At 45.7% G+C, this 17,506-nt stretch carries 15 protein-coding genes; 8 read left to right on the top strand and 7 right to left on the bottom strand.

Annotated elements, in window-relative coordinates:
* Positions 1 to 8 precede the first annotated feature (8 nt).
* The 4 genes from fdhD to ACSSU7_RS11070 all read right to left on the bottom strand — a co-directional run bounded on the left by fdhD (position 9) and on the right by ACSSU7_RS11070 (position 5,746).
* Positions 9 to 746, bottom strand: a complete 738-nt coding sequence (fdhD, locus tag ACSSU7_RS11085; protein ID WP_492516532.1) for a formate dehydrogenase accessory sulfurtransferase FdhD — start codon at positions 744 to 746, stop codon at positions 9 to 11.
* Positions 747 to 839: 93 nt separating this feature from the next.
* Positions 840 to 3,704, bottom strand: coding sequence for a formate dehydrogenase subunit alpha (gene fdhF / locus ACSSU7_RS11080; protein WP_492516531.1), 2,865 nt, complete (start codon positions 3,702 to 3,704; stop codon positions 840 to 842).
* Positions 3,705 to 3,713: 9 nt separating this feature from the next.
* Positions 3,714 to 5,267 carry a formate dehydrogenase beta subunit gene (locus tag ACSSU7_RS11075; protein WP_492516530.1) on the bottom strand — a complete coding sequence of 518 codons (1,554 nt, stop codon included), beginning with the start codon at positions 5,265 to 5,267 and terminating at the stop codon, positions 3,714 to 3,716.
* On the bottom strand, positions 5,264 to 5,746 hold the full coding sequence (locus ACSSU7_RS11070; RefSeq protein WP_492516529.1) for a formate dehydrogenase subunit gamma: 483 nt from the start codon (positions 5,744 to 5,746) through the stop codon (positions 5,264 to 5,266). The genes ACSSU7_RS11075 and ACSSU7_RS11070 overlap by 4 nt, the downstream gene beginning before the upstream one ends.
* Positions 5,747 to 5,860: 114 nt before the next feature.
* Here ACSSU7_RS11070 and moaA point away from each other — a divergent pair, with 114 nt between their 5' ends.
* From moaA to lplT, 8 genes are all read left to right on the top strand, one after another.
* Positions 5,861 to 6,874, top strand: a complete 1,014-nt coding sequence (gene moaA, locus ACSSU7_RS11065) for a GTP 3',8-cyclase MoaA (protein ID WP_492516528.1) — start codon at positions 5,861 to 5,863, stop codon at positions 6,872 to 6,874.
* Complete coding sequence (gene mobA, locus ACSSU7_RS11060; protein ID WP_492516527.1) at positions 6,875 to 7,471, top strand: molybdenum cofactor guanylyltransferase MobA; 597 nt, start codon at positions 6,875 to 6,877, stop codon at positions 7,469 to 7,471. It abuts the gene before it with no gap.
* A gap of 109 nt (positions 7,472 to 7,580) precedes the next feature.
* Positions 7,581 to 8,855, top strand: a complete 1,275-nt coding sequence (gene moeA, locus ACSSU7_RS11055; RefSeq protein WP_492516526.1) for a molybdopterin molybdotransferase MoeA — start codon at positions 7,581 to 7,583, stop codon at positions 8,853 to 8,855.
* Between the two features lie 170 nt (positions 8,856 to 9,025).
* Positions 9,026 to 9,757, top strand: coding sequence for an energy transducer TonB family protein (locus ACSSU7_RS11050; RefSeq protein WP_492516525.1), 732 nt, complete (start codon positions 9,026 to 9,028; stop codon positions 9,755 to 9,757).
* Positions 9,758 to 9,777: 20 nt separating this feature from the next.
* Positions 9,778 to 11,262, top strand: coding sequence for a sensor histidine kinase (locus ACSSU7_RS11045; protein WP_492516524.1), 1,485 nt, complete (start codon positions 9,778 to 9,780; stop codon positions 11,260 to 11,262).
* A 141-nt stretch (positions 11,263 to 11,403) separates the two neighbouring features.
* Positions 11,404 to 11,859 carry a peroxiredoxin gene (locus tag ACSSU7_RS11040; protein WP_492516523.1) on the top strand — a complete coding sequence of 152 codons (456 nt, stop codon included), beginning with the start codon at positions 11,404 to 11,406 and terminating at the stop codon, positions 11,857 to 11,859.
* Between the two features lie 144 nt (positions 11,860 to 12,003).
* Positions 12,004 to 13,401: a PhoH family protein gene (locus ACSSU7_RS11035; RefSeq protein ID WP_492516522.1), complete on the top strand. Its 1,398-nt coding sequence runs from the start codon at positions 12,004 to 12,006 to the stop codon at positions 13,399 to 13,401.
* Positions 13,402 to 13,465: 64 nt separating this feature from the next.
* Positions 13,466 to 14,626 carry a lysophospholipid transporter LplT gene (gene lplT / locus ACSSU7_RS11030; protein WP_492517796.1) on the top strand — a complete coding sequence of 387 codons (1,161 nt, stop codon included), beginning with the start codon at positions 13,466 to 13,468 and terminating at the stop codon, positions 14,624 to 14,626.
* Between the two features lie 237 nt (positions 14,627 to 14,863).
* On the opposite strand, the gene ACSSU7_RS11025 is transcribed toward lplT, so the two are convergent.
* The 3 genes from ACSSU7_RS11025 to ACSSU7_RS11015 all read right to left on the bottom strand — a co-directional run bounded on the left by ACSSU7_RS11025 (position 14,864) and on the right by ACSSU7_RS11015 (position 17,425).
* On the bottom strand, positions 14,864 to 16,201 hold the full coding sequence (locus tag ACSSU7_RS11025) for an NAD(P)/FAD-dependent oxidoreductase (protein ID WP_492516521.1): 1,338 nt from the start codon (positions 16,199 to 16,201) through the stop codon (positions 14,864 to 14,866).
* Positions 16,202 to 16,290: 89 nt separating this feature from the next.
* Positions 16,291 to 16,821: a c-type cytochrome gene (locus ACSSU7_RS11020; protein ID WP_492517795.1), complete on the bottom strand. Its 531-nt coding sequence runs from the start codon at positions 16,819 to 16,821 to the stop codon at positions 16,291 to 16,293.
* Positions 16,822 to 16,921: 100 nt separating this feature from the next.
* The gene (locus tag ACSSU7_RS11015) at positions 16,922 to 17,425 is read right to left on the bottom strand and encodes a c-type cytochrome (protein WP_492516520.1); all 504 of its coding nucleotides are present in this window, start codon (positions 17,423 to 17,425) and stop codon (positions 16,922 to 16,924) included.
* Between the last annotated feature and the right edge of the window lie 81 nt (positions 17,426 to 17,506).

Genomic DNA, 17,506 nt, shown 5'->3' with positions numbered 1-17,506 from the left:
TCTATATCTTATTGATTCAAAATTCTTTCGCCGTTGCTATACGCCACATATCGACTCTCTCGAGCAAAACCTAACAAGGTCAGACCACACTCTTGCGCCACACGCACGGCTAGCCCAGTAGGGGCCGACACGGCAACTAGCAAACTAATCCCTGCCCTAGCGGTTTTCTGCACCATTTCAAAGCTGGCACGGCTTGTGGTGATAATGAAGCCATCATTAGCCACCCCAGACTTCAGTCGATTTCTTTCAAGCGCACCAACCAGCTTATCCAGTGCATTATGCCTACCCACATCCTCGCGCACCACACTGATTGTGCCATCAGCCAACACATACGCACTGGCGTGTGTGGCTCCTGTCTGCTGCTGCAAAACCTGCATTGACTGCATGGTATGTAAGGCGCGCTTGATACTTGACGCAGCAAATACAGATTGAATCTTCAAAGGCTCAGGATAACGTACCGCCTGCCCCAAGCTTTCTGCACCACATAATCCACAGCCGGTCTTGCCCGCCAAGGTACGGCGCCGCTCCTTCAACTGCACAAAACGTTCGCTTGCTATCTCACAGTGCAACTCAATGCCATTATCACGCACCTGAACATCCACATCATAAAGCTCGCTCGCCTGCTCTATGATGCCTTCAGATAACGAGAATCCCAATGCAAAGTCATCCAGATCCTGCGCTGTAGCTAACATAACAGCATGAGAAACGCCGTTATAGACTAATGCAACCGGCGTTTCTTCTGCCAAGCAATCCGATGCTAGCTGTAGCTTTCCATCTTGCCACTGCGCAACCTCGAACTGACTGGTAGATGCATCTAATATTAAAGACAGTCTTAACTCCTAGCTAACTTTTGCAGCTTCTGCTTTTTTACCGGCAAAAGCAATTTGCGCTTCACTAAATGTCTTGTAGTGTTTTTGCCAATCAGACAACTGGCTAACACGCGACACTTGCACCGCGGTTACCTTAAACTCAGGGCAGTTTGTTGCCCAGTCTGAGTTGTCAGTGGTAATCACGTTAGCACCAGATTCAGGATGGTGGAATGTCGTGTAAACCACACCAGGTTGTACACGCTCTGTAATTTTAGCGCGTAGCACAGTCTCACCCGCGCGGCTCACAATACCTACCCAATCACCCTCTTTAATGCCTCGCTCTTCTGCGTCATGTGGATGTACTTCCAAGATATCCTCGGCATGCCAAGCCGTATTATGTGTTCTACGTGTTTGCGCACCCACATTGTATTGAGACAAAATACGACCCGTCGTCAGAATCAATGGGAATTTAGCATTCACTTTTTCTGTCGTCGGCACGTACTGGGTAACAAAGAACTTACCTTTACCGCGCACAAACTCGTCAATATGCATAATCGGTGTGCCATCAGGATGCTCATCATCACATGGCCACTGCACACTACCCACTTCATCCAGTTTCTTGAAGCTCACACCACGGAATGTAGGCGTTAACGCAGCAATCTCATCCATAATTTCTGAAGCATGGTTGTATTGCATTGGGTAGCCTAATGCTTCAGATAACTTAGTCGTGACTTCCCAATCTTCATAACCATTCTTTGGACGCATCACTCTGCGTACCGGTGAAATACGGCGCTCAGCATTAGTAAACGTACCACTCTTCTCTAGGAATGAAGCACCCGGGAAGAACACGTGCGCAAACATGGCAGTTTCGTTCAGGAACAAATCTTGAACAATCACGCACTCCATATTTTCTAAAGCGTGGGTTACGTGCTGGGTATTCGGGTCTGACTGAACAATATCTTCACCAACACAATATAGACCTTTGAAGTTACCTTCGCTAGCTTCGTCCAGCATGTTTGGAATACGTAAGCCAGGCTCTTTGCTTAAAGGCCTGCCCCAAGCTGATTCAAACAAGGCACGTGTCGCATCATCTGCCACGTGACGGTAACCAGGGAACTCATGCGGCATAGAACCCATATCGCATGAACCTTGCACGTTGTTTTGACCGCGCAACGGGTTAACACCCACACCTTCACGGCCAATATTAGCGGTTGCCATAGCCAAGTTAGCAATACCCATCACGGTGGTAGAACCTTGGCTATGCTCTGTAACGCCAAGACCATAGTAAATCGCAGCATCGCCGCCTGTAGCATACATTCTGGCTGCTGCGCGAATCAACTCAGCATCAACGCCCAACTCTTCAGCTAGCGCTTCAGGTGAGTTTTCTGGCTTAGCCACAAAATCACGCCACTCTACGAATGAATCCCAGTCACAGCGCGCTTTCACAAACGCATCTTGTACCAGACCTTCTGTCACAATCACATGTGCCAACGCTGAAACTAGGGCAACGTTTGTACCTGGACGCAATTTGAGGTGGTAATCCGCACGGATGTGTGGAGAGTTAGCAACCAAGTCAATTTCACGTGGGTCAGCAATAATTAATTTTGCACCTTCACGTAAACGGCGCTTCATTTGTGATGCAAATACAGGGTGACCATCTGTTGGGTTAGCGCCGATGATGAAAATCACATCTGAATGCATGACTGAATCAAAAGTTTGCGTACCTGCTGATTCCCCCAGTGTTTGTTTTAAACCATAACCAGTTGGGCTGTGGCAAACACGTGCACAGGTATCAACGTTATTCACGCCAAATACAGCGCGAATCAATTTTTGTGTGACGTAAACCTCTTCATTGGTGCAGCGTGATGAGGTAATGCCACCAATTGCATCGCTGCCATATTGTTTCTGAATACGGGTTAACTCGCTCGCTGCGTAGTTAATCGCCTCATCCCAACCCACTTGTTGCCAAGGGTCTTTGATGCTCTTACGGATCATCGGCGTAGTGATACGGTCTTTATGGGTAGCATAACCCCATGCGAAGCGGCCTTTTACACAAGAGTGACCATGGTTAGCACCGCCATCCTTAGTTGGCGTCATGCGAACAACTTCTTCGCCCTTCATTTCCGCATCAAAGCTGCAACCCACGCCACAATATGCACAGGTTGTTGTCACACTATGCTCTGGCGTGCCAGCCTCAATCACGGTTTTTTCTATCAAGGTTGCTGTTGGGCAAGCCTGCACACAAGCACCGCAAGAAACACACTCTGATTCCAGAAAGTCTTTATTACCGGCAGAAACCTTAGACTCAAAACCACGGCCAGAGATGGTTAGCGCGAATGTACCTTGCGTTTCCTCACAGGCACGCACGCAACGTGAGCACACAATACATTTGCTCGGGTCAAACGTAAAATATGGGTTACTTTCATCTTTGACTGAAGCTAAGTGGTTTTCGCCATCATATCCGTAACGCACTTCACGCAGGCCTACCGCACCAGCCATGTCTTGCAGTTCACAGTCACCGTTAGTTGCACAAGTTAGGCAATCTAATGGATGGTCTGAAATGTAAAGCTCCATCGTGCCACGACGAATATCCGCCAGCTTAGGCGTCTGTGTATGTACTTTTAAGCCATCAGCAACCGGCGTGGTACATGATGCTGGATAGCCACGACGGCCTTCGATTTCCACCAAACACAAACGGCATGAACCAAACGGCTCCAAGCTATCGGTTGCGCATAACTTAGGCACCATTACACCAGCCACTGCAGCTGCATGCATGATAGATACGCCGTCAGGCACTGTAATTTCCCTGTCATCTATCGTCAGCGTCACTTGCTTAGCCGATTGACTTTTAGGGGTTCCGTAGTCGATACTCGAATTGTATTTAATTTCGTCCATATTTGTCTCCTAACCCGCTGGTGTTTCAGCAGGTAGTCCAAAGTCTTGCGGGAAGTGATTTAGTGCGCTGAGCACAGGATAAGGGGTCATGCCGCCAAGTGCGCACAGTGAGCCGTTGAGCATGGTGTCACTTAAATCGCGTACTAATTGGATGTTTTTAGCGTGGTCTTTACCGGATCGTATCTTATCAATCACTTCAACACCGCGTGTTGAACCAATACGACAAGGGGTACATTTACCACAAGACTCAACCGCACAGAACTCAAATGCATAACGTGCCATTTTTGACATATCCACCGTATCGTCAAATGCAACAATACCGCCGTGACCGAGCACCGCCCAGATTTTAGTAAACTCTTCGTAGTCTAAAGGCGTATCAAACTGGCTCTCTGGCAAGAACGCACCTAAAGGCCCGCCAACTTGCACTGCACGGATAGGCTTACCAGTTGCAGAGCCACCACCAAAGTCATATAGCAACTCACGCAAGGTTGCGCCAAACGCCAACTCTACCAAGCCATTATGTTTCAGATTACCAGCCAGCTGAATTGGCAACGTGCCACGTGAACGGCCCATGCCATAATCAGCATAGAATTGTGCGCCCTTATCTAAAATAATCGGCACTGAAGCCAGTGAAATTACATTATTAACAACCGTTGGTTTGCCGAACAGACCTTCAATCGCTGGTAGTGGCGGTTTAAAGCGCACCAAGCCACGTTTACCTTCCAAGCTCTCTAGCAATGAGGTTTCCTCACCACAGACATAAGCACCCGCAGCACGACGCACCTCCAAGTGGAAAGCTTTACCGCTACCTAAAACATCATCGCCTAAATAACCAGCTTTATTCGCCACTTCAATCGCTTGATTCAAGGCTACCAATGCGTGAGGATACTCTGAACGCAGGTAAATATAACCTTGTGTAGCGCCTACTGCAACACCAGCGATGGTCATCCCCTCAATTAACACGAAAGGATCGCCTTCCATAATCATGCGGTCTGAATATGTGCCTGAGTCGCCCTCATCGGCATTACACACTACGTACTTCTGTTCGGATTCACAGCCCAACACAGTGTTCCATTTGATACCAGTAGGGAACGCCGCACCGCCGCGACCACGCAAACCTGAATCAGTCACAGCTTTAACGATTTCCGCACCGCTAAGTTTTAGTGCATTTTTCAGGCCTTTATAGCCATCGTGTGCGATGTAATCATCTAGTGACACAGGGTCAGTCACACCTACACGCGCAAACGTTAAACGTTGCTGTTTTTTAATCCAGTCGATTTCTTCTGTTAAGCCCAAATTTAAAGCATGAGGTTTGGCATTGATAAAATCAGCATCAAATAGTGAAGGCACGTCTTTTACTTTTACCGGACCATAAGCAACACGGCCATTAGGGGTAGATACTTCCACCATGGTTTCTAGCCAATACAGGCCACGAGAACCATTGCGGATAATTTCCACATCCAAACCATGATTTTTTGCTTCTGCGGCAATCGCAACTGCCACTTTTTCCGCACCCACTGACAAAGCACTAGAGTCGCGTGGAATATAAATCTTTGTTGTCATGCTTTTGCCTCCGCAATCAATGCATCTAAATCCGATGGAGACACTCGACCATAAATTTCATCGTTCATCATCACAGAAGGTGATAATGCACAGTTTCCTAAACAGTACACAGCTTCTAGCGTAATTGCGTTATCTGCTGTGGTTTGATGGTAATCAATATTCAGGCATTTTTTCGCATGCGCTTCCAATGCTTCACTACCCATAGACTGACATGATTCGGCACGGCAAATCTGCATGACATTACGGCCGGGTTTATGTGTTCTAAAGTGATGGTAGAATGTAACCACACCGTGTACTTCCGCAACGGACAAAGCCAGCGCTTTAGATATCTGCGGATAAGCAGACTCAGGCACATAACCAAGATTGTCTTGAATCGCATGCAACAAAGGCATCAATGCGCCGGGACGATGTTGATGTTCGGTAATTAAGCGACTAATTAACGCATCAGCATCTTCTAGTGGTGTATTTGAATCAAGCAAGCTAATATCTCCAAAGCAACTATTATGACGATACTACAATCCTACTATAATATTAATGTAAAATGTTAATGAAATGTAAAATGCTACTAGATACGACAACTGGTGACTTAAAAAGTGCCTGACTCAACATCCAATTACCCAGACAAGCTGATCGACCAATTTGGCCGTCAGGTTGACTATATTCGGCTTTCTATCACAGACCGCTGCGATTTTAGATGCACGTATTGCATGGCCGAAGAAATGACCTTCCTGCCGCGCGATGAAGTGCTCAGTTTAGAAGAGTGCCTGCGTCTGGTAAAAGCGTTTGTGCAATTAGGTGTGACCAAGGTACGCATCACAGGCGGCGAGCCGCTAGTACGTAAAAATGCGCTATGGTTATTTGAAGAGGTGGGCAAACTTGAAAAACTAAAAGAGTTAGTGCTTACCACCAACGGCAGTCAATTAGAGAAGCAAGCCGTCAGCCTAAAACAAGCGGGCGTTAAGCGTATTAACATCAGCTTAGATAGCTTAAATAGCGAGCGCTTTAAAAAAATCACGCGCACTGGCGAACTAGATAAAGTACTGCGTGGCATACAAGCTGCGAAGCAAGCAGGTTTTGACAATATCAAACTCAACACGGTACTCATGCGCGGTACCAACGATGATGAGGTGCAGGCGCTCGTTGACTTTGCCATTAATCAAGCCATTGATATTTCCTTTATTGAAGAAATGCCGTTAGGTGAAGTTGACCATACACGGGAATCAACTTTCGTCAGCAACGCAGAAACCCTCAAAACTCTGCAAAGCAAGTACGCACTAACTGCCAGCACAGTCACCACAGGTGGCCCTGCACGTTACTGGCGGATTGCGGACAGCAACACAAAAATCGGATTTATCTCACCGCACTCACATAATTTCTGCGAGGCATGTAATCGCGTACGTATAACCTGCAAAGGTGAGTTATTTTTATGCTTAGGTCAGGAAGATAAAGTGGATCTTATGCCGCTATTGCGCAACCATCCTAACGATGACCAGCCATTAATTCAGGCCATTCTTGATAGCATGTCCATTAAACCAAAAGGTCATGATTTTGATTTAAAACGTGCAAAACCTGCAGTTGTAAGGTTTATGTCACATACGGGCGGTTAAGTGTCAGTTTCAGCGCTCATTCTTGCTGGCGGACAAGCCACACGCATGGGCGGTGTCGATAAAGGTTTAGTGCCGTTCCAATCCAAACCCATGATTCAGCATGTGATTTCTAGACTAATGTCACAAGTCGATGAAATTATGATTAATGCAAACAGAGAGCTAACGTATTACAACGGGTTAGGTTACCGCGTACTGCAAGATGAAATCACAGACTTCGCAGGGCCTCTCGCTGGGATGCAGCTTGGGCTCAAGCATGCAACGCATGATTTAGTGCTATTCGCACCATGCGACTCGCCACTACTTCCGACTAATTTGGTGCAGAAACTCAAAGCGGGCTTATTGCAAGGCAATGCAGACATAGCCGTCGCCACCTGCGGCAGCAACAACCACCCTGTATTTTGCCTATGCAAAAAAACACTACTCCCCAGCCTCAATCACTTTATTGCCCAAGGCAACAGAAAAGTACAGGCATGGCAGAAAAGTCAGCATTACATAGAGGTGGACTTTGGTGATGACAATGACGCATTTGAAAATTTAAATAGCCCAGATGACATTATCAAATTAGAATCAAAGTTGGCTCAAGCTAGTGCTGATTAAAGCTATTGGGCTATAGATATAGTCAATTGGCGTGCAATATCTAACCAATTTCTTTTAACATAGTAAACTACACGATTAACGTTCAATACACACGCAACCCCACACTCACATGACTAGCGACACCTCTCTCCAAACTTTAGCCAACAATCCTAGCTGCATGGATGATTACGATCCCAACGCCATGCACGTAACAAAAGCCCGTGAGTATATTCAGCAGTTCTTAAACCCGGTATCCGAAGCTGAAACACTGGCCTTGCGTGATAGCTTGGGGCGCGTGCTGGCAGCAAACATCATGTCACCGGCCAACGTACCTAACTACGACAATTCGGCAATGGATGGTTACGCACTTAAAGCCAGCGATATTGCAACACCACGCCTAAAAGTGGTGGGAACTGCGTTTGCTGGGAAAGCATTTGATGGCACAGTAAGCGCCGGCGAGTGCGTCAGAATTATGACGGGTGCCGTCATGCCAGCGGGCACTGACACTGTGGTGGTGCAAGAGAAAACTGTCACTGATGGCGAATTTATACACATTAACGAGGCGCCCAAACCACACGCGAATGTACGCTATGCAGGAGAGGATTTAAAACTAGGACAAGCCGTTCTGACCCAAGGCCACCTCATGCGCCCTGCAGATTTAGGCTTAATCGCATCGCTAGGGATTGCAGAAATACAAGCTTATCGCAAATTAAAAGTCGCATTCTTTTCTACCGGGGATGAGCTAGTAGGTGTAGGCCAGCCACTACAAACAGGGCAAGTTTACGACAGCAACCGCTACACACTTTTTGGCATGCTGACTAGACTTGGCGTAGAGGTCATCGACATGGGCGCAATTGCAGATGACCCGATACAGCTTGAAGCAACGCTGCTTAACGCCGCACAACAAGCGGATGTAGTCATCACCAGCGGCGGCGTCTCCGTAGGCGAGGCGGACTACATGAAACTGTTGCTCGCCAAACACGGCCAAGTCATGTTCTGGAAAGTGTCCATGAAGCCAGGCCGACCACTCGCTTACGGCAAGGTGGGCAATGCACATTACTTTGGTCTACCTGGCAACCCCGTTGCGGTGATGGTCACGTTTTACCAATTTGTACGCGATGCATTACTGAGGCTAATGGGTCAGTCCACCCCTGTACCGTTACCCATGTTTCAAGTACAGTGCACACAGGCGATCAAAAAGTTGACGGGGCGCACAGAGTTCCAGCGCGGAATATTATTCACCGATACAGATGGTGTATGGCGCGTAAAACCGACAGGTGCGCAAGGCTCTGCATTACTAAGCTCCATGTCATTAGCCAATTGCTTTATTGTGCTAGATGACACGATTGGCAACCTGGATGCTGGTGCAACGGTTCAAGTTCAGATGTTAGATGGTATTATCTAACGCCATATTTATTTGAGTTTAGTGAGTGTTAAAAATCATGCGTGATATGAACAACAAGCAAAGCGTAATCCATGAGAACGATACCCTAGCAATCAAAATTGCTTGTTGTATAATTTCACGTCATTTTTAAACAACATCCACTCAATCAGGTCTCTTTTTCTTTGAACTCCGTGGCAACTCAGCCCTTTTTAAAGGGACACACCATCGTATGGGCGATTATTTGCTCAATGTTGTTGCATGGTTTGCTCATACTGATTATCCCCAACATTCATTTTGACCCGGTACAAATGCCCGAGGTGTTAGAAATTCAGTTGGTTAAACAGCCGGCACCACCCCCTCCTGCGCCACCACAACCGGTTCAACCGCCTGCTGAAGTTGTCGAACCGCAAACTAAAGCCATCCCCAAACCAATGCCTAAGCCCGTTGTGAAGCAGACGCCCAGCCCTATCGTTCAAGAGGCACGCCCCATCACAGAAACGCCAATCATCACGGCTGCGACTGAGGTGATTGCAGTAAAACCGGCACCGGATCGCCCAGCACCCAGTCACACCACGCCTGTAGCCGAGCCAGCCAAAGAAACACCTCCCATGCCAAGCCAAGCTGAAATTGACAACGCGACTGGGCGTTACGGCAACGCACTATGGAATGCAATCAGCAAACATAAAAAGTACCCAAAAATTGCACAAATGCGCGGCTGGCAGGGAGAAACTATTGTTGAGCTTGAACTTGATGGCAATGGCAAATTAAAATCAAAGAAAATTACGCAATCTAGTGGTTATGAAGTATTGGACAAACAAGCGCTGGAAATGGTGGAAAAAGCCGCCCCCTTTCCAACACCGCCAGAAGCATTACGGAACAGCAATTTCACGATTGTGATTCCTGTGCCATTTAAGCTCGAATAATCACCCAAACTACTGCTGCTGTGGCTAAAAAAAAGACCTCACTTAAAGACCTTCTACTCATTCATGAGCTAGCCTTTATCTTACTCATTTTCTTAGTCGCCTCAATTGGCGCGATTGGGATTCAGCTCCAAGACCAATCCAGCCAAGAATCTAACCGCATCAACTCGCTGGTGCAAGAGGTGCAACAGACGCGCGGTGACTTATACCGCCAGCTCAAAGAGCTGTTTGATGCTTACTTTTTAGATGACCCAGAGGCACGCACCGAATACAATCAATTTACCGTTTCGGTAGAAAATCACTTCCAACAATTGCAACGCCTTGCGGTGGGCGAGGCCGAAAAAGCGGCTATTCATGATTTACATGCTGGCTATCAAGCGTTTGTCTCGGAGACCTCCACGCTCTTTGATCAAGACGCACACCTTAATCGCAACGACCTAAAAAAAATTCTGAATACAGATTTGGAAGCTGGCATATTTAATCGCTACGAATCCTTACTGGCAAGTACAGAACAGCTCCTCAACCAGAAGCAAGCTGAATTAGACATCCAACTTAAAAACAGCAAACATAAATCCAACTATTTATTATTTACCCCACTCGCACTAGCCATCCTGCTTTTAGTGTTCTCACGCGTATTTCTAAAACGCTCCATTGTGCGGCCAATTGAGGGCGTACTCCACGCCACCACTGAAATCAGTGCCGGCAACCTGACGCACAAGGCACCCGATGAAAATATTGAAGAGCTCGCCTCACTCTCAAAAGCCGTGAATGAAATGGCGGATAAGCTATTAACTAGCCAGGAAAACCTAATCCGCACCGAAAAACAAGCTGCACAAGGCTTGCTGGTGCCAATGCTGGCGCACAATATTCGCAACCCGCTTGCCAGCATTCGCGCTACCGCACAGGTAATGGACGACCCTAGCAACAATGCAGAAACGCAAGAGTCGATTTACGGCATTATCAATACCGTGGACAGGCTAGAACGCTGGACTGGTGCATTACTGGCATACTTACACCCACTACAGCCACAGCCAACTTATACCAATATGCGTGAAATTGTAAATGGTGCACTAAGCCCATTGCAGCAGAAAATCACAGAAAAATCTATCCAGCTCAAACTGCATGACTGGCCTAAATCCAATGCCACTTATAACGATAAAATATTTACCGATCATCACCTGCTAGAGCAAGTGATTTACAACCTGCTATTGAACGCGATTGATGCATCTGGCAAGAACGCTCCTTTAGAAATAGTATGCAAGATAACTCAAGATACGTTCGATTTATTCTTGATGGATCGTGGCAGCGGTATGCCCTTTAAACCAGACCCCAGCGCCATGAGCGCCCCCACCACCAAACGATTTGGCACCGGCATAGGCATACCATTTGCGTTCAAAGTATGTGACGCATTAGGAGGTACGCTTCAGTTCAGCGCAAGGCAGGGTGGCGGCACGATGATTACCATCTCATTACCGAAAATGCTTAATGCACATCACGATTCTATTTAAATACCTCACCACTAACGGTCACCACCAAGACGAAACCAATATTTTTCAAAATTATTAGCATTTACTTGCGATATAGACTTGCCTTAATAGGGCTTTTTATCAACAATGTAACTACGTTTTATATCAGCGACCAATTTTCTTATGCTTAATCAACCTGTACCTGACTTCCAATTACCTGCAACCAGCGGAAAAACATTTCAACGCTCAGATTATTTAGGCAAGCGGCTTGTGATTTACTTTTACCCAAAGGACTCTACGCCAGGCTGTACCACACAAGGCGTGCAGTTTCGGGATGCCTATGCCGATTTTCAAGCCAAGAATACAGAGATTTTTGGCATTTCACGCGACAGCCTAAAGTCGCACGAAAACTTTAAAGCAAAATTCAGTTTTCCTTTTGAGCTGTTAGCAGACACGGAAGAGGTTGCATGCGCACTCTTTAATGTCATCAAAATGAAGAACATGTACGGCAAGCAAGTAAGGGGGATAGAGCGTAGCACCTTTATCATCGACGCCAACGGGACACTAATTAAGGAATGGCGTGGCGTAAAGGTAGATGGCCATGCCGCAGAGGTGTTAAGCTTTATCAGTGCGTTATAGTTTTAGCAGTCACTCAACGAGGTTGGACAATTGTATTAATAGAAGCATTACATGGGATAGCAACATCTCAACGCAGTATGCAGTTAGTAATTTTTTAAACTTAATTTAACTCCATTACATTCATCACTTATTAGAAAGTCTTTTATGTCCAAAAAAGATACTGGTATATCCAAACTATTTGTTCTTGATACGAATGTACTCATGCATGATCCCTCTTCACTATTCAGATTTGAAGAGCACGACATCTACTTACCAATGGTCACGCTGGAAGAGTTAGACAACAATAAAAAAGGTCTTACCGAAGTTGCACGTAACGCACGCCAAGTCAGCCGTAATTTAGAGGATATCGTCAGCTCAGATTTAACCAATCTAGAGCTAGGCTGTGCCTTATCACGTAACGGTAACAAACAGGCGACCGGTCGCTTATTCTTACAAACAACGCAATTACACCTAGACCTGCCAGGGCTCGCCGGTAGTAAAGCTGACAACCAAATCATCAGCGTTGTGTTATGCCTGCAGAAGCAGCACGCTAGCAGACAAGTTATCCTCGTCAGCAAAGACATCAACATCCGCATTAAAGCGCGCGCCATGGGTGTATTGGCCGAAGATTACTTTAATGACAAAGTATTAGAGGATACCGACGTTCTCTATAGCGGCATGAAAGAGCTACCTGCGGATTTCTGGGACAACCACAGCAAAGCAATGGAATCATGGCAAGAGTCTGGCCGCATGTTCTACCGACTTACAGGCCCACTGTGCAAAACATTTTTAGTCAACGAATTTGTTTATTACGAATTTGAGAAGCCATTCCATGCTATTGTGCGTAGCCTTGAGAAAGACACTGCAGTACTTGAGGTCGTGAAAGATCATTTAATACCAAAACATAATGTGTGGGGTATCACCGCTCGCAACCGTGAGCAAAATTTTGCATTAAACCTACTCATGGATCCAGAAATTGACTTTGTTTCGCTACTAGGACAAGCAGGTACTGGTAAAACACTGTTAACATTGGCAGCCGCGCTTACTCAGGTATTGGATAAGAAAATTTATTCAGAGATCATCATGACGCGCGTGACGGTGCCAGTTGGTGAAGACATCGGCTTTTTACCTGGCACAGAAGAAGAGAAAATGACGCCATGGATGGGTGCATTAGAAGACAACTTGGATGTATTAAACAAAAGCGATGATGAAGCTGGAGATTGGGGCCGTGCTGCGACTCAGGACTTAATTCGCACTCGCATTAAAATTAAATCATTAAACTTTATGCGTGGCCGCACTTTCTTAAATAAATTTTTAATTATTGATGAAGCGCAAAACCTGACGCCAAAGCAAATGAAAACCCTAATCACCCGTGCGGGGCCTGGTACAAAAGTCGTTTGTTTGGGTAATATCGCACAAATCGATACCCCTTACTTAACAGAAGGCAGCTCTGGGCTTACTTATGTGGTAGATCGCTTTAAGGGCTGGAACCACAATGGGCACATCACACTACAACGTGGTGAGCGCTCGCGTCTGGCTGACTTTGCAGCGGAAATTTTATAGGTTCAATTATGTATAACAAGCTCAACAATCAGTGCTGTTTTATCCAGGGTGATTTTTAATGCGCATGTGTAAAGGCTTTTACACCTTGCTCACTGCGCAGTTTTTATCTGCCCTAGCTGACAATGCACTGCTTTTTGCGGCGATTGCACTACTTGCTAAAATTAATTCGCCAGATTGGCACACGCCCCTATTGCAGCAGTTTTTTGTGATTTCCTACATTGTGCTTGCGCCATTTGTAGGGTCATTTGCTGACGCCTTACCCAAGGGGCGTGTGATGTTTCTTGCCAATGCCATTAAATTCATCGGCAGCCTTGCCATGTTGCTTGGCATGCCGCCACTCTATGCTTATGGCATTGTAGGCATAGGTGCTGCTGCTTACTCACCTGCAAAATACGGTATTTTGACTGAGCTGTTGCCTCCAGAAAAACTGGTCAGCGCTAACGGCTGGATGGAAGGCTCCACTGTCATTGCAATCATACTAGGCGCGCTACTTGGTGGCATTCTCGCCAGTCACGACCCTTACTTTGCTATGATCTTTATCACCTTATTGTATTTGGTCGCCGCTGTATTCAACATTTACATTCCCAAGCTACCGATTGACCATAAACTGCCGAAGAAGAACCCTGCGTTTATGCTTTACGATTTTTGGCAGTCATTCAAAGCTTTATGGAAAGATACGCGCGGACAAGTGTCATTGGCCGTGACAACGCTATTCTGGGGTGCTGGCGCAACACTACGCCTAGTGGTAATTGCATGGGCGGCTAGTACGCTTAACTTTGGTCTAGAACAAGCCACACAACTGATGGCAATACTTGCAGTCGGCATTGCAGCAGGCTCTGTCGTCGCTGCAACCTATATCAAACTAGAAGAGTCAACCAAGGTGCTGCCTGCAGGCATTGTCATGGGCGTACTGGTAGTTGTCATGGCATTTGTACAGCATTGGCAAGTTGCTGTTGTATTGCTATTTATTATCGGCGCACTTGCCGGCTTCTTTGTAGTCCCATTAAACGCACTATTACAGCACCGTGGGCATGAGTTGATTGGCGCAGGCCACTCGATTGCTGTACAGAATTTCAACGAGCATATCGGCATCCTGCTGATGCTAGGCGCCTACTTGTTAATGGTAAAAGCTGAACTTCCAATCAACATGATCGTGATTGTATTTGGTGTATTTGTAAGCCTGTGTATGACAGTGATTAATAAGCGCTACAAAAACCTCGCCTAACTCAAATCAACATTTTAGACGCATCTTGCAGGGCATTCTGAGTATGCAAGATGCAATTCCAAGCCGGTAGTTAGCATCTGCTACTGACTACCACACACTGCCAGTGCATTAATTCACATAGCACTTGTGATGCACGTGCAACGCACTTATACGAACACACCACAAACAACAACGGGCACATCAATAAAACCATGTTGCAGTTTTATTGATGTGCCCGCTGTATATGCGGACGCTATATTAATGTAGTTTCACATGCGCTTCAGTACGTTTTGCAATCATTCTGGCCAGCGTTTGTAATGCCATGCTCCAGAACCCATGCAGCGCCATCAAATGTAGTTTATAGAGTGATTGATACATCGTACGTGCAATTAAACCTTCAATAAACAAACTGCCGCCAGACAACGCGCCCATCAAATTACCAACAGTTGTATAGTTACCTAAGTTAACTAGCGAACCATAATCCCGGTATTTAAACTCAGGCAGGTCTGTTTTACCGGCAGCACGGTATTTTAATGTTTTGACCAACATGCTTGCTTGTTGATGTGCAGACTGCGCACGTGGCGGCACCGTAACATCTTGACTATGGCCTACCCATGGACATGCTGCACAATCACCAAATGCAAAGATATTTTCATCCAATGTTGTTTGCAGCGTAGGTTTAACCAGTAACTGATTAATGCGGTTGGTCTCCAAACCATCGATCTCACGTAAGAAGTCAGGCGCTTTAATGCCTGCAGCCCAAACCACAAGTGCGGATGGAATAAAACGACCGCTATGCGTTTGCACGCCTTTGCTAGTTACCTCAGTCACACGCTCACCCATATATAAGTGCACGCGCAGTTTTCTAAGCTCTAAATCTACAGAGTTAGAAAGTTTAGCTGGGAGCGCAGGTAACACACGCTCGCTCGCCTCAATTAAGGAAATATGTACATCACGGTCAGGATCAATTTTATCTAGCCCGTAAGCTGCTAATTCACGTGTTGTATTATGCAGTTCAGCTGATAGCTCAACCCCAGTTGCTCCTGCACCCACAATGACCACTTCTAACTGACCAGCCTGCACAGGCTCAGCCTGCGTTTGTGCTCGCAATAATGCATTGTGTAAACGTCTGTGGAATTTTTCAGCCTGATCTTGCGTATCCAGTGCAATAGAATGCTCACGCGCACCTTTAATACCAAAATCGTTAGTAGTGCTGCCCACAGCAATCACCAAGGTGTCATATTTAATGGTGCGACGTGGGATAACCTCTACACCGTCTTCATCATAGTTTGGTGCAATTGAGATTTCTTTTTTTGCTCTGTCTAGGCTATCCATACTGCCTAGGCGGAACTTAAAGTGATGCCAATGCGCTTGCGCTAAATAAACCAGCTCATGCTTCTCTGGGTTCATACTGCCGGCAGCAATTTCATGCAGCAATGGCTTCCAGACGTGCGTCTTTGATTTATCAATCAAAGTAATCACAGCCTTACCTTTACGCCCTAGACTATCGCCTAGCTTAGTTGCCAACTCCAAACCACCAGCCCCACCACCTACAATGACGATTTGATGCAGTTGCTCTGCTTCCGCTTTACCCATTTTGCACTCCCTGCATACACTATTATTAAACTCTTAAAATAAAAAAACGCTTACTGAACCTCAGTAAGCGTTTTCTATTTTTAAATCACTTACTCGTTTCCAGTGATTGCTGAATTGCTACGAATCCATGCAATAACTTTTAATACTTCATCTGGTTTTAAACCATCAGGTGGATCAGCTTGCATTAAACCAAAGCCTTTTGCACCCATACCGCCATTAGTACCATGCCAAATCGTTTCAAACATACCCTTGTTTGTCGCATTCTTAGCATATTTGAAGTTTGGACCTTGCAAACTTGGCCCTACAGCACCCTCTGCACGGCCGCCATGACAGGCTACACATGAATATAAGTTAAATTTCTTTTTACCTGCCTGTATTTCAGCTTCTACACCAATATACGGGTTTTTACCTGTTGCAATAAACTCTTTTGCAGCTGGTGTATCAAATAATTTAGCGTCAATTTTTAACGCTGTACCATCTTGAGTTGTTACCAAATCAATCATTTTTATTTCTGAATCAGAACCTGCAGAAGCACCGCCATCTGCACTTTTAGAGCCTGAACCTTGACCACATGCAGCTAGCATTGAAATGAGCGCTACTAAAAATAAATGTTTATTCATCATTCACTCGATTAATTATAAAAAGTTTAATAATAACGCATTTAGTCATAATAAAAAACGGTCGCAATGGCGACCGTTTTTTACGACACAAAGCAATTAATTATTCGTTGCCAGTAATTTTGCTGTTGCTACGAATCCAAGCGATTACTTTCAACAAATCATCCGGTTTCAAACCTTCTGTAGGATCTTCCGGTACCATTAAACCTAAACCTTTAGCACCCATACCGCCATTAGTACCATGCCAAATCGTTTCAAACATACCTTTGTTTGTAAGGTTTTTAGCATATTTCATGATGTTACCAGTCAAGCCTGGTGCAATTGCACCTTCACCGTGGCCACCATGACAGGCATTACATGAGTACAGGTTGAATTTCTTCTTACCTGCTTTAATTGCATCTTCATTGCCGATGTATGGATTTTTACCAGTCGCTAAAAACTCTTTAGCTTGTGGTGTATCAAACAACTCTTTTTTAATATTTAAAGGTGCGCCATCTTGCGTTGCTACTAGGTTAATGTCTGCTGCCTGCACATTTACAGATACTAAGCCTGTTAATGCCAACATAGAAACTAATAATGTTGACGCTAAAGTTTTATTGCCTAACATGTTATCTCCTAATTTTAATTCACATAAAATGAGTTACGTCCTAATCATGCTAAGCGCATTCTTCAACGTATGGTCATTCAA

This window comes from Methylotenera sp. E1MeOHC1, from assembly GCF_058745595.1.
The sequence above is the reverse complement of the archived record's forward strand: the minus strand, read 5'-3'. Positions and strand labels throughout refer to the sequence as shown.